Annotated in this window: 14 protein-coding genes and 1 tRNA gene; 9 read left to right on the forward strand and 6 right to left on the reverse strand. The window is 66.9% G+C overall.

Translation table 11 applies throughout. The features are described from left to right. The first annotated feature begins 143 nt into the window (after positions 1–143). The 3 genes from BN10_RS09910 to BN10_RS09920 are packed head-to-tail and all read left to right on the forward strand — an operon-like array spanning position 144 to position 3,446. Entirely contained in the window at positions 144–1,706 is a 1,563-nt protein-coding gene (locus BN10_RS09910) for a Re/Si-specific NAD(P)(+) transhydrogenase subunit alpha (protein WP_040751409.1), read from the forward strand. After that, positions 1,703–3,148, forward strand: a complete 1,446-nt coding sequence (pntB, locus tag BN10_RS09915; RefSeq protein WP_010851106.1) for a Re/Si-specific NAD(P)(+) transhydrogenase subunit beta — start codon at positions 1,703–1,705, stop codon at positions 3,146–3,148. Before BN10_RS09910 ends, pntB begins: the two co-directional genes overlap by 4 nt. A 7-nt stretch (positions 3,149–3,155) precedes the next feature. Continuing rightward, positions 3,156–3,446 carry a hypothetical protein gene (locus BN10_RS09920; RefSeq protein ID WP_198014045.1) on the forward strand — a complete coding sequence of 97 codons (291 nt, stop codon included), beginning with the start codon at positions 3,156–3,158 and terminating at the stop codon, positions 3,444–3,446. 68 nt (positions 3,447–3,514) lie between these two features. On the opposite strand, the gene BN10_RS09925 is transcribed toward BN10_RS09920, so the two are convergent. The 4 genes from BN10_RS09925 to upp form a co-directional block, all read right to left on the reverse strand. After that, a complete protein-coding gene (locus BN10_RS09925) occupies positions 3,515–5,008 on the reverse strand; it encodes an APC family permease (RefSeq protein ID WP_010851108.1) in 1,494 nt (497 codons plus the stop codon). Positions 5,009–5,216: 208 nt separating this feature from the next. Continuing rightward, positions 5,217–6,068, reverse strand: a complete 852-nt coding sequence (locus tag BN10_RS15765) for a PH domain-containing protein (RefSeq protein WP_010851109.1) — start codon at positions 6,066–6,068, stop codon at positions 5,217–5,219. Positions 6,069–6,072: 4 nt separating this feature from the next. Further along, complete coding sequence (locus BN10_RS17365) at positions 6,073–6,240, reverse strand: hypothetical protein (RefSeq protein WP_010851110.1); 168 nt, start codon at positions 6,238–6,240, stop codon at positions 6,073–6,075. Positions 6,241–6,375: 135 nt separating this feature from the next. After that, positions 6,376–7,014, reverse strand: a complete 639-nt coding sequence (upp, locus tag BN10_RS09935) for a uracil phosphoribosyltransferase (RefSeq protein WP_010851111.1) — start codon at positions 7,012–7,014, stop codon at positions 6,376–6,378. Between the two features lie 25 nt (positions 7,015–7,039). Between upp and tadA the strand changes: the two genes are divergently transcribed. The 5 genes from tadA (at position 7,040) to BN10_RS09960 (ending at position 9,574) form a co-directional block, all read left to right on the forward strand. After that, complete coding sequence (gene tadA, locus BN10_RS09940) at positions 7,040–7,546, forward strand: tRNA adenosine(34) deaminase TadA (protein WP_010851112.1); 507 nt, start codon at positions 7,040–7,042, stop codon at positions 7,544–7,546. A gap of 114 nt (positions 7,547–7,660) precedes the next feature. Then, positions 7,661–7,750, forward strand: a tRNA-Ser gene (locus BN10_RS09945). Between the two features lie 55 nt (positions 7,751–7,805). Beyond that, a complete protein-coding gene (locus BN10_RS09950) occupies positions 7,806–8,534 on the forward strand; it encodes an HsdM family class I SAM-dependent methyltransferase (protein ID WP_040751416.1) in 729 nt (242 codons plus the stop codon). A gap of 67 nt (positions 8,535–8,601) precedes the next feature. Then, positions 8,602–9,273, forward strand: a complete 672-nt coding sequence (locus BN10_RS09955; RefSeq protein WP_010851116.1) for a restriction endonuclease subunit S domain-containing protein — start codon at positions 8,602–8,604, stop codon at positions 9,271–9,273. A 43-nt stretch (positions 9,274–9,316) separates the two neighbouring features. Further along, positions 9,317–9,574, forward strand: a complete 258-nt coding sequence (locus BN10_RS09960; RefSeq protein WP_156917201.1) for a hypothetical protein — start codon at positions 9,317–9,319, stop codon at positions 9,572–9,574. A 15-nt stretch (positions 9,575–9,589) separates the two neighbouring features. On the opposite strand, the gene BN10_RS18285 is transcribed toward BN10_RS09960, so the two are convergent. Together BN10_RS18285 and BN10_RS09970 are read right to left on the reverse strand one after the other, a co-directional pair. Further along, positions 9,590–10,105, reverse strand: a complete 516-nt coding sequence (locus tag BN10_RS18285) for a DUF1643 domain-containing protein (RefSeq protein ID WP_040751424.1) — start codon at positions 10,103–10,105, stop codon at positions 9,590–9,592. Positions 10,106–10,249: 144 nt separating this feature from the next. Beyond that, positions 10,250–10,801, reverse strand: coding sequence for a hypothetical protein (locus BN10_RS09970; RefSeq protein ID WP_156917202.1), 552 nt, complete (start codon positions 10,799–10,801; stop codon positions 10,250–10,252). 685 nt (positions 10,802–11,486) lie between these two features. Between BN10_RS09970 and BN10_RS09980 the strand changes: the two genes are divergently transcribed. Beyond that, positions 11,487–11,728, forward strand: a 242-nt coding sequence (locus BN10_RS09980) for a VTT domain-containing protein (protein WP_324603522.1), incomplete at its 3' end; no start/stop codon positions are given.

Consider the following 11,728-nt stretch of genomic DNA (forward strand, 5'->3'; position numbering starts at 1 on the left):
CGGCATACGAACTGGGTTGAGAAATGGGGGCGGCGCGGGCCAGCCGATCTGGTGGCGAGGGTCTCGCGGGTCACAACGCAGAGCAGGGGCGCCTCGGGTTCGGTAGGTTCGATCCGGTTTCCCTGACCTGGAAAGAGGTTCCCGTGCGCATCGGTGTGCCCAAGGAGTCCAAACCCGGCGAACGCCGGGTCGCTGCGACGCCCAAGACCGTCGAGCAGTTGATTGCCCTCGGGTATGCCGTGTTCGTCGAGCAGGGCGCTGGGGCGGAGGCCAGTTTCGACGACGGTGCCTATGAGAAGGCCGGCGCCGACCTCGTCGATGAGGCCGTCTGGAATGCCGACGTCATCCTCAAGATCAACCCGCCCACGGACGCCGAGGTCGCCCGACTGCGCCCCGGCCAGACCGTCATCTCCCTGCTCGCGCCGGCCCTCAACCCCGACCTCGTCGCCGCCCTCGCGCAGAGGGGCGTCACCGCCCTCGCGATGGATGCCGTGCCGCGCATCTCGCGTGCCCAGGCGCTCGACGTGCTGTCCTCGATGGCCAACCTCGGCGGGTATCGCGCGGTGATCGAGTCGGCCAATGAGTACGGCGGCATGTTCACCGGTCAGGTCACTGCCGCCGGCAAGATGCCGCCGGCCAAGGTCCTCGTCGTCGGTGCCGGGGTCGCCGGGCTCGCTGCCATCGGTGCGGCCAATTCGCTTGGCGCGATCGTGCGTGCCTTCGACGCGCGCCCCGAGGTCGCCGAGCAGGTCGAGTCGATGGGCGCGGAGTTCCTGCGAGTCGCCGTGAAGACCGAGGTGAGCACGGACGGCTACGCCAAGGAGATGGGGGAGGACTTCAACAAGGCCGCCAAGGAGTTGTATGCCGCGCAGGCCAAGGACGTCGACATCATCATCACCACGGCCCTCATCCCCGGGAAGCCGGCGCCACGCCTGATCACCGAGGAGATGGTGGCCTCGATGAAGCCCGGTTCGGTCGTCGTCGACATGGCCGCGAGCAACGGTGGAAATGTCGCCGGATCCGTCGCCGACCAGCGCATCGTCACAGACAACGGCGTGACGATCCTGGGCTACACCGACCTCCCGGGCCGCTTGCCGACCCAGGCCAGCCAGCTCTTCGGCACCAACCTGGTCAACCTGCTCAAGTTGCTCACTCCGGAGAAGGACGGCGAACTCACCCTCGACTTCGACGATGTCGTGCAGCGGGGCGTGACGGTCGTGCGCGATGGTGAGGTCACCTGGCCGCCACCTCCGGTGCAGGTGTCGGCGGCGCCGACCCGGGCGGCGGGTGGGGCGGATGCCACGGCCGGCGCTGCGGCATACGCGAAGCCGGAGAAGAAGCCCATGGCGGCCGGCACCCGCCTCGGACTCCTGGGGGCGGCCGCGTTGGTCTTCCTCGCGGTGGCGGCCTTCGCGCCCGAGCCCTTCCTCGGCCACTTCATGGTCTTCATGCTCTCGGTCGTCATCGGGTTCTACGTCATCGGCAACGTGCATCACGCCCTGCACACGCCGCTGATGTCGGTGACGAACGCGATCAGCGGCATCATCGTCGTCGGCGCCCTTCTCCAGGTGGGCCATGCGGGCAAGTTGTGGGTCACGGTGATCGCCTTCATCGGCATCCTCGTCGCGAGCATCAACGTCTTCGGTGGCTTCACCGTGACCGCCCGAATGCTCGAGATGTTCAAGCGTGAGGACGTCAAGCGATGACTCTCTCCCTCACCCTGGTCCAGGGTGCCTACATTGTCGCCGGGCTGCTCTTCATCCTCGCGTTGGCCGGTCTGTCGAAGCATGAGACCGCGCGCGCTGGGAACCGCTTCGGGGTTGTCGGGATGGGTATCGCGCTCGTCATCACGATCCTCGCGGCGGTCGGGGGCATCGACGCCGCTCCGCTGGGGGCCGGCGGTGCGGATCGGCCCGGCTCGGGCTGGATCGGTCTGGGGCTGATCGCCGGAGCGATGGCGATCGGTGCGGCCATCGGCATCTGGCGCGCGCGCTCGGTCGAGATGACCGGCATGCCGGAGCTCATCGCGTTGCTGCACAGTTTTGTCGGACTCGCGGCCGTGCTCGTCGGGTGGAACTCGTCCTACGAGGAGTCGGCCTATCCGAAGATCCATGACGTCGAGGTCTTCGTGGGTGTCTTCATCGGCGCGGTGACGTTGACCGGCTCGATCGTCGCGTTCCTCAAGTTGTCGGCGCGGATCAAGTCGGCGCCGCTGGTGCTGCCGGGGCGGCACCTGCTCAACCTGGGCATCATCGTCGCCTTCGTGCTGATGACGATTGCCTATGTGCTGCAGCCGTATTCAGCGGTGGCTGTGCGGCAGACGCTGCTCGGCGCGATGACCATGCTCGCGCTCTTCCTCGGGTGGCACCTGGTCGCGTCGATCGGCGGTGGCGACATGCCGGTCGTCGTGTCGATGCTCAACTCCTACTCGGGGTGGGCTGCAGCCGCGGCCGGCTTCCTGCTCAACAACGACCTGCTCATCATCACCGGTGCGTTGGTCGGCTCCTCGGGTGCCTACCTGTCCTACATCATGTGCAAGGCGATGAACCGGTCATTCATCTCCGTCATCGCCGGTGGCTTCGGAGTGGAGGCCGGCTCGTCGGCGGGTGGCGACGCCGACTACGGCGAGCACCGTGAGGTGCAGGCGGCCGGGGTGGCTGCGCTCCTCGAGGAAGCGCGGTCGGTCGTCATCACGCCCGGCTACGGCATGGCGACGGCGCAGGCGCAGTATGCCGTGGCCGAGCTCACGCGTCGGCTGCGCGAGCGCGGCGTGAATGTCCGCTTCGGGATCCACCCGGTCGCCGGACGTCTCCCGGGGCACATGAACGTCCTGCTCGCCGAGGCCAAGGTGCCCTACGACATCGTGCTCGAGATGGACGAGATCAACGACGACCTGGCGGACACCGATGTCGTGCTCGTCATCGGCGCCAACGACACGGTCAACCCGGCGGCTATGGACGACCCCGGCTCGCCGATCGCAGGGATGCCGGTGCTCCACGTGTGGGAGGCGCGCGATGTGATCGTCTTCAAGCGCTCGATGGCGACCGGCTATGCGGGAGTGCAGAACCCGTTGTTCTTCAAGGAGAACTCGCAGATGCTCTTCGGCGATGCCAAGGCCAAGGTCGAGGAGATCCTCGCCGCACTCTGACCAGCCCTTGCGTACGGAGACGATGGCCGTCCAGCAGGGGATCGTGGCCGCGGAGGACCTGCGCCCGGAGTTGGACCGAGTGCGGTGGCATCCCTTTCAACGAGCCTTGGCGGCGACCCTCGCCGACATCGTTGGCGGTTCCGAGTCCCTCAACGAACTCGACCTCTTGGCGAAGGGCCGCGCCCGCGGCATACCGGACCCTGAGCGTCAGCAGGCGCGCAGAACCCCCAGCGGGCAGATCGTCCGCGACGCGACGTGGCCCGAGTTCGGCGTGGGCTCCCTCGTCGCCTTCTCATGACCCTTGCGTCCGCGTCTTCCGTCGCCATGGCAACGGAAGACGCGGACGCAAGCCAGCCGCGGCCCGGCTCAGGTGGAGGTCACCGACGGCGGCGCATCGCTCGGGTGCGCGTTGCCCGAGAGCCGCGATCGTTTGTAGCCGTAGACGAAGTAGATGAGGAACCCGAGCGCCATCCAGATGGCGAAGCGGATCCACGTCTCCAGCGGCAGGGTCAGCATGAGGTAGGCGCAGATGGCCGCCGAGATCCACGGCAGCACCGGCGAGAAGGGCACCTTGAAGGGCCGCTCGAAGTCCGGGCGACGCTTCCGCAGCACCGGCACGGCCAGCGACACGAGGAGGAAGGCCGTCAGGGTGCCGATGTTGATCATGTACTCGAGCTTGCCGATCGGCGTCAGTGCCGCGACGAGCGCGACGATCGTGCCGATGCCGACGGTGATCTTGACCGGCGTGCCGGTGCGCGGGTTGGTCTTGCCGAGCGAGGGCGGCAGCAGCCAGTCGCGCGACATCGCGAAGACCACGCGCGAGGAGCCGATGAGCAGCGTCATGACGACCGTCGTCAGACCGGCGACGGCACCGGCCGAGATGAGCGTCGCGTAGAACGGCTTGCCCACGTCCTCGAAGATCTTGGCGAGCGAGGCCTCCGACGAGAGCTGGTCGTAGCGCACCATCCCCGTCATGACGAGCGCGACGGCGCAGTAGAGGATCGTGCAGATGACCAGCGAGCCGATGATGCCGCGCGGCAGGTCGCGCGCCGGGTTCTTGGCCTCCTCCGCGGTCGTCGCGACGACGTCGAAGCCGATGTAGGCGAAGAAGACCAGGGACGCGCCCGCGAGGATCCCGCCCACGCCGAAGGCCGACGGCGTGAGACCGAAGAGCGTCTGGATGAGCGGTGCCTCCAGGGTCGTCGACCCGCCCTCGGTGGGCTGCGCCGGCGGGATGAAGGGGGTGTAGTTCGAGGTCTTGATGTAGCCGATGCCCGCAACGATGACGAAGAGCACGATGAAGACCTTGAGCGCGACGAGCGCCATGTTGACCCGCATCGACTCCTGGATGCCGATCGAGACGAGCACCGTCAGGACGGCTACGAGCAGGAAGGCCGGCAGGTCGAAGTGCGAGCCGTAGGCGACCGACTCCGGGATCGTGACGCCGAGCCGCTCGAGGAAAACCCCGAGATAGGCCGACCACCCCTGCGCGACCACCGAGGCGCCGAGCATGAGCTCGAGCAGCAGGTCCCAGCCGATGATCCACGCGACGATCTCGCCGAGCGAGGCGTAGGAGAAGGTGTAGGCCGATCCCGACACGGGGATCGCGGACGCGAACTCCGCATAGCAGAGCGCCGCCAGACCACAGCACACCGCGGCGACGACGAAGGACAGCAGGATCGCCGGCCCCGCCAGCGAGTGCGCTGCCCGCCCGGCGACGGTGAAGATGCCGGCGCCGATGACGACGCCGACACCGAAGACGGTGAGGTCGAGGGCGGTCAGCTTCTTCTTGAGCTGGTACTCGGGCTCGTCACCCTCGCGGATCGTCTGCTCGATCGACTTGGTGCGCATCACGTTCATGGGCGCTGTCCCCTTCCTGGTGTCGCTCTACCTTTGTGTCCGCGCTTTCCGTCGCCATGACAACGGACAACGCGGACGCAACGCGTGGACGAAACGTAGCGCTCTTCGACGGACTTCGCCCGATGTGTCGACTACTGGTCAGTCGCGTCGTCAGTCACGTCGTCAGTCCGGGCGCGCCATCAGCCGCGTCGTCAGTCGGGGCGCGTCGTCAGCCGCGTCGACGCCGCACCCGCGTGGTCACCGTGTCCGGCCGCGCGACGACGATCGGGATCTCCCCGGTGTCGGCCAGGCGGGAGGACTTGACCAGGTCCTCACTCTGGTAGATCGAATCGCCTGCCCAGTGGGAGTCCACCGGTGAGGCCGGTATGCCGCGGGGCTGGGTCACGACGCTCCGCTCGCCGCCGGCGTGGGCAGGGCGGACGGCATACCCATCGGGGGCGGAAGGCGCTGTGGGAGAACGTGGTTCGCCCCCGTCGCCGCTGTCGTCATCCGGATCCTCGCCCCAGTCGAGATCGTCCTCGTCCTGCGGGGCGCCGTCGCCGAAGAGGACCTCACAGATGGCGCGGTAGTGCGCGTCGGCGTCGGGGATGAAGTCGATGTGCGAGAGGGCTTGGTGTTGGCCGGCGGACTCGAGGCGGAAGTCGCCGTAGCCGAAGATCCGGGCGGGGACCGAGCGGTGGAAGGTCAGGTCGGTGACCTTGGCCAGCGGCATCATCGCGACCCGGCGGTGCAGGAAGCCGTAGAAGAGCAGGAAGCGCTTGTCGGTCGCGACGAACCAGTCCCGTCGCCAGTTGACCGCTCGCCAGCCGAGCCAGACGAGGGTGACCAGCCAGAGCAGCCAGAAGGCCTGGCTGGCCGAGTTGCCGGCCGCGGTCGGTGGGGCCTTGAGGTCCATCCAGATCGCGAGCGCAAGGGTCCCGGCGCAGGCAGCCATCGGCTTGATCTGGCTCATCCAGTGCTGGCGCACCGAAGCGACCGGGATCTCGCCCTCGATGAGGTAACGGCGGAGGTCGCGGGCGAGGCGATCCCTCAGGTACGGCCGCAGGCGCCGGCGCCGCATCCCGTCACCGGCTGAGGAGGGTGTCGAAGAAGCGCCCGATGTTCTTGATGCCGTTGACGAGGATGTCCCAGATCGTGCCGACCAGTGAGGCCGCGTCGTCGGGCGAGACCAAGATGGCGTAGAGCGCGAAGATGACGAGCAGCCACAGGACGATCTTCTTGACCGGGGGCATGACGCTCCTCCACGCACTCACAGGCGGGTGTGCCGGATGCACACCCGTGGGAGCCATCATGACGGATGTGACTGGTGTGACGAGTGAGGTGGGCGCCCCGCGTGTCGCCCCCCGGCGTTGTGCCCAGTTGCCGCGTCAGACGACGCCGTAGAGCCGATCGCCGGCGTCGCCCAACCCCGGCACGATGTAGCCGTGCTCGTTGAGCTTCTCGTCGATCGAGCCGGTCACCAAGGTCACCGGCGGGTCGATGTCGGCGAGCCGGGCCTGCAGGGTGGCAATGCCTTCGGGTGCCGCCAGGAGGCAGACCGCGGTGATGTTGGACGCGCCCCGATCGACGAGGAACTGGATCGCGTCCCCCATCGAGCCTCCGGTCGCGAGCATCGGGTCGAGCACGTAGACCTGCCGACCGGTGAGGTCCTCGGGAAGCCGGCTGGCATAGGTCGTGATGGCGAGGGTCTCCTCGTCGCGCTGCATCCCGAGGAAACCGACCTCGGCGCTCGGCAACAGCCGCACCATGCCCTCGAGCATCCCCAGCCCGGCACGCAGGATCGGGACGATGAGCGGCTTGGGGTTCGAGAGCTTGATGCCGGTCGTCGGCGCGACCGGCGTCTCGATCTCGAAGGGCTCGACGCGCACCTCCCGCGTCGCCTCGTAGGCGAGCAGGGTCATCAGCTCCTCGGCCAACCGCCGGAAGGTCGGGCTGTCCGTGCGCTTGTCCCGCAGGTAGGTCAGCTTGTGGGCGATCAGCGGGTGGTCGGCAACGTGGACGCGCATGCGCGAAACTTACCGCGTGAGCCCCGTGGCCGTGCCCCCCGATGATCCGTATGCCGTGTGGCTCGGTCACGCCCTCGCCGCGGCGTCCGCCACGGCCGGGTCGGGCGACGTCCCGATCGGTGCCGTCGTGCTCTCCGCCGAGGGCGAGGTCATCGGGACCGGGTGGAACGTGCGTGAAGCCGAGGGGGACCCGACCGGCCACGCGGAGGTGGTCGCGCTGCGGGAGGCGGGACGGCATACGGGGTCGTGGCGGTTGGACGGGTGCACGCTCGCGGTGACTCTCGAGCCGTGCGCCATGTGCGCCGGGGCGGCGATGCTGGCACGCGTCGAGCGCGTCGTCTTCGGGGCCTGGGACCCCAAGGCGGGAGCTTGCGGATCGGTGTGGGACCTACCCCGGGAGCGCCGCGCGCTGCACCGGGTGGAGGTCATCGGCGGGGTCCGTGAGCAGGAGTGCTCGGCCCTGCTGCTCGACTTCTTCGACAAGCGCCGACCCTCGCGCGACGCCGGCGAGGGCGATGGATCGAGGCGATGACGCAGGCGCCCGGGGTGTGGCGCTGGCCGTGATCGGCGGATTGGCGTTCGCCGTGGCGTCGATGGCACCGGAGCGATTTCGGTGAGAGCTGCCAACTCCGGTACCCTCGTCGGCGGTGGCGTGTCCGAGCGGCCAAAGGAGCACGCCTCGAAAGCGTGTGTGGGGGTGACTCCACCGTGGGTTCAAATCCCACCGCCACCGCCATTCACCAGCGGAAACGCCGGTTCGAGCCTCACAGCCCGGACCGGCGCTTTTGCTTGTGGTCTCATTCGCGGTTCCGCGGAGGTTCGATCTCGGGCCACAGGAGCCCACCGACCTGGAGCGCGACGGCGTCGCGGATAGGGGCGACGACGTGGGCGTAGTCTACGACCCCGCCTGCGGGATCGGTGCTGCCCTCGTGCATTTCATTGCCCTGGTAGCGGCGCCGGCACGAGTGGTCGGGCACGACATCAACTCGCGAGCTCTTCACATAGCGTCGGAGCGAGCGCAGTTGCATGGCGCCGACCTGGAGTTGGCACGCACCAACGTTCTCCTCGAAGACGCCGAACCATCGCTACGGGCAGACGTGATCATCTTTGAACCACCGTTCGGGATCAAGCAGCAGTCTCCCGGTCGCCTGATCGATCCGCGATTCGAGTTTGGTACGCCACCCCGCTCGTCAGCTGACACGACTTGGCTCCAGCACGTGATCGCCAACCTCACCGAAGACGGTCGCGGGTTCGTCCTTACTCCCGCTGGCACGATCTTCCGTGGGGGCGAGGAGAGCCGGGTCCGGACTGAACTCGTCCGCCGAGGTTGCGTCGAGGCAGTCGTTGGACTGCCCGGGAAGATGCTTCCGCACGTCTCCATCCCTTTGGCCCTGTGGGTGCTCCGACGACCAGTCCGAACGGCTGCCACGGAGCGCATCCTTTTTGTCGACGCCTCGGAGACCGACAGTCCCGAGACGCGAGTCGCCACCTGGCTGAGTGATCCAAATACTCGCGACTAGGTTCCGCACACCGAGGTTCCGGTCGCGGACGTCTCGGCTGAGGTTCAGTTCTGACGCTCAGCGGTGGGTGGACCGCATCGAGCGAGAGCCGACAGACGTTTCCGATACCTACCGCCAAGGTTGGACGTCGATCACCGAGACCATGACGAGACTGCAGAACGTTCTCAATACGTTTGAGCACCTCGTGAGCTTCTCCAAGCCGCGAGTCATGACCGTGGGTGAATTGATCGATCAGGGGGTGCTAGACCTGCGGATGGGCCGTCCGAAGGACCGATACGAGGGCACGCCCGCAAAGCTTCGCGAGCGCATTGTTACGGCTGCGGACGTTCGCGACGACACGCTGCGCGAACTGGGCATCGACGGCGAATATGGCTCGTACCCGGATCTGACCCGTAAGGGTGACGTCTTGGTCACGGTAGCGAAAACCGTCAATGCTCGAGTCGATGAGGCGGGCGGCCACTTCCCCTCGGATGGGGTGTATCGACTCCGAGTTCTGGATCACGAAGTGTTGGCTCCGGGTTACCTTGCCATCGCACTCTGCGGCAGTTGGAACAAGAGGTTCCACAGCGGGAACACCATCCGACGGGCGGCCCTGAAGATCCTTGAGATCCCCCGAGTTCCAGTGGCTGAACAGCGTGACATCCGACTTGCGATGGTCGCGATACAACTGCTGCACGCGGACTCGAGACATCTTGCCGAGGAGGCAAGCCACGTTGGAACGGCCCCGAGCTCCCTCTAGGTATCTGCCCGAGATACAGGACGCGCAGTCGGAGGACGTGCGCTTGACGCGTGCGGCCGCCTGGGAGGCCTACTACCGCCTGCGCTTGGTGGCGCCGTCGCCCGGCGTCGAGGAGCAGGCACGCGAGGTCATCAACGCGATCAAAGGACTTCGCGCTAGTGACAGCCTCGAGGCTCTGGATGACGCTGGCGAATCGGTGAGGCACAGAATCGATGCGCTGATCGACGACGCCCGCACGGATCTTCATGGCCATGTAGGGCGGGGCGCCCGTGGACGCTCGTCAGTCTCCGATGCAGGCTGACCTCGGGGTAAGCCATCACAGCCGGGCGAGATAAGCACGGAGGTCGAAGGAATCCAACTCAGCGTCCGCCCGCACGTATAGGGGATGGTGGGGATGCCCCGCCTTGCTCCGAGGCCCCCGGCTAAGCCATGAAGCGTTCACGAGCTCGGGCATGGCCGATATGTCCCTGAGCGCCTGCGGCAGGTACCTTCGCTTCCCGATGAGCGTCCCCCAAGCTGCCCACACTGACAAGCTGCGCCCTCCGACGAACTGTGCGATGGACTCCATATTCCAGGCATGGAGCTGTGCGTCCATGGTCACGTGCATATCCCGAGGGTCGGTAGCCCGCTGAGGGTAGACGTTGAGCATCATGAAACTGTCGAAGCCGTGCTTCACGGCGACTCGTCTGACGGTTGCTACCGTTCGGTCCAAGTCTCCCGGAGCCGCTGTGGATGGGTTAATGCCGACGCACACCAAGGGCTGCACTCCGTGGGTCCCGAGCAAGGCGCGAGCCGAGTTACCGGAATTGGGAGAGTAGATCCACTTCGTCACTTCCGGAAACTATCAGTTCCCGGTCTGGCCCCGAGGCAGTCGGCAGGAGCAGCTGGAGGCTGAACCGGGCCGTGGAGTCCCGGGTATGCTCAGCCACCGGTCAGCAACCCGCCGTGACCACGTGAGGGCTGGACCGCACCCTAGTCAGTCGAACTCCCACTGCAGATCGGGTGGACCGATCATCCCTATCGTCTCGGCCGTGTGCGGCTCACTGCTCGTTCCGGCCGCGTACGCCGGTCCGACAGTCGGCACGACAACGAGATTGCCTCCAGCACGGTGTTCGCCACGATGCTTGGGGTCGACGGGGTCGACGATCCACAAGTCTTGAAAAGGGTTGGGGTAGGTGGTCTCCTCCTCGGCCACCAATCGCGAGTCCAAACCGGTCAGGTAGTCGGATGCCAAGTCGATCGCCGCCCGGCGCCGGTGGGTCATCGCTGCAATGGCGTGCCGATCCGGCAGGAAGAGCGCGTCCCAGTTCAATGGCGTCGCGTGCACGCGGTCCATGTTCAAGTGCGCTTCTCGCCATTCGCGATGCTCCTGCCTCGCGTCGGCAAGCAGCCAGCTGCGAACCTCATCGACCGCTTCGCGCCATTTCTGCTCGTGGACGTGGCCGATGACGTGGTAGAGAACGCGGAGCCTGACATCGTCGACGCCATCAGGGTCGCCCGAACCGAACACTTCGCGAATCCGCTCCAACTGCCCTCGGCGTTCCAGTCCGATGCTCCGGCGCTTCTCCTGCCCGATGGCAGCGTCGGCACGCGCCGAGTCGATCCCCTCCGTGTCGGCAAGAACAAGTTCGTCTTCTCCGACCCAGTTCGCTGGGTCGTGACCTCTGCTCATGCGCCCTCCTCCGCGACACCGTTAGCAAGAGCGTGCCACCCAGCACCGACAACCCTCACGTGCCCCAACAACGAGGTGCTCGTAGCGATGCCACCGAGCCAGAAGGAAACGTGATGAACTCAGCCCACTCGTGAGAATGCTCGTCGGCGGCTGCAGGAAGCGCAGCGTGCCGAGACTGTCGCGCTTGCAGATACGACGAAGGCGTACGCATCTCGCGCTCGCGTGCAGCAGCGTGTCGACGCGGCCGACCAGAAGATCGCTGTTGCCATCGCCAAGCTGGCGGAGGTTTCGGGAGTCGACCGCGCCGCGCAGCTCCTCGACCAACCCCTCGGCGTGGTCAAACGAGCTGTCAACTCTTCCTCGCGCAATCGCACTCGCGACGCGCTGAGCATCAGCCGTCCCCCTAACCATGGTCACCGCCTGTGTGCTCGGCCCAGCGCCTACGGCCAGATGACGAGTCATGTGGCGGACCGATGAGGCACCGAGCCTTACTGCCGGATATCTCGGCGGTTTGGGCGATCGTTGGGAGCACGTTCAGACGGTGGGCCATCTGGCCGACTGGATGGCCGCGGTCTTCCTCGGGCGGTGGACGGCCTTCTTCCGCGCCGTGATGCCGGCTCGGGCGGGCGTTTCGCGGATGCCCTACCGCCGCTTCCTCATCTGGAACGCTGCCGGCGGGATCGTCTGGGGTGTCGTGGTGGTCGTCGTCGGCTACCTGGCCGGCCTGAGCTACGACCGTGCGGCCGCTTGGCTCGGTGGTGGGGCGACCGCCGTCGTGGCGGG

It is taken from the genome of Phycicoccus elongatus Lp2, assembly GCF_000367525.1.
Taxonomy (GTDB): domain Bacteria; phylum Actinomycetota; class Actinomycetes; order Actinomycetales; family Dermatophilaceae; genus Phycicoccus_A; species Phycicoccus_A elongatus.

What these genes read in the sequence shown, in the direction of transcription:
- pntB (WP_010851106.1), top strand. Translation starts at nt 1,703, where the DNA reads ATGACTCTCTCCCTCACCCTGGTCCAGGGTGCCTACATTGTCGCCGGG.
- BN10_RS09925 (WP_010851108.1), bottom strand. Translation starts at nt 5,008, where the DNA reads ATGAACGTGATGCGCACCAAGTCGATCGAGCAGACGATCCGCGAGGGT.
- BN10_RS15765 (WP_010851109.1), bottom strand. Translation starts at nt 6,068, where the DNA reads ATGCGGCGCCGGCGCCTGCGGCCGTACCTGAGGGATCGCCTCGCCCGC.
- BN10_RS17365 (WP_010851110.1), bottom strand. Translation starts at nt 6,240, where the DNA reads ATGCCCCCGGTCAAGAAGATCGTCCTGTGGCTGCTCGTCATCTTCGCG.
- upp (WP_010851111.1), bottom strand. Translation starts at nt 7,014, where the DNA reads ATGCGCGTCCACGTTGCCGACCACCCGCTGATCGCCCACAAGCTGACC.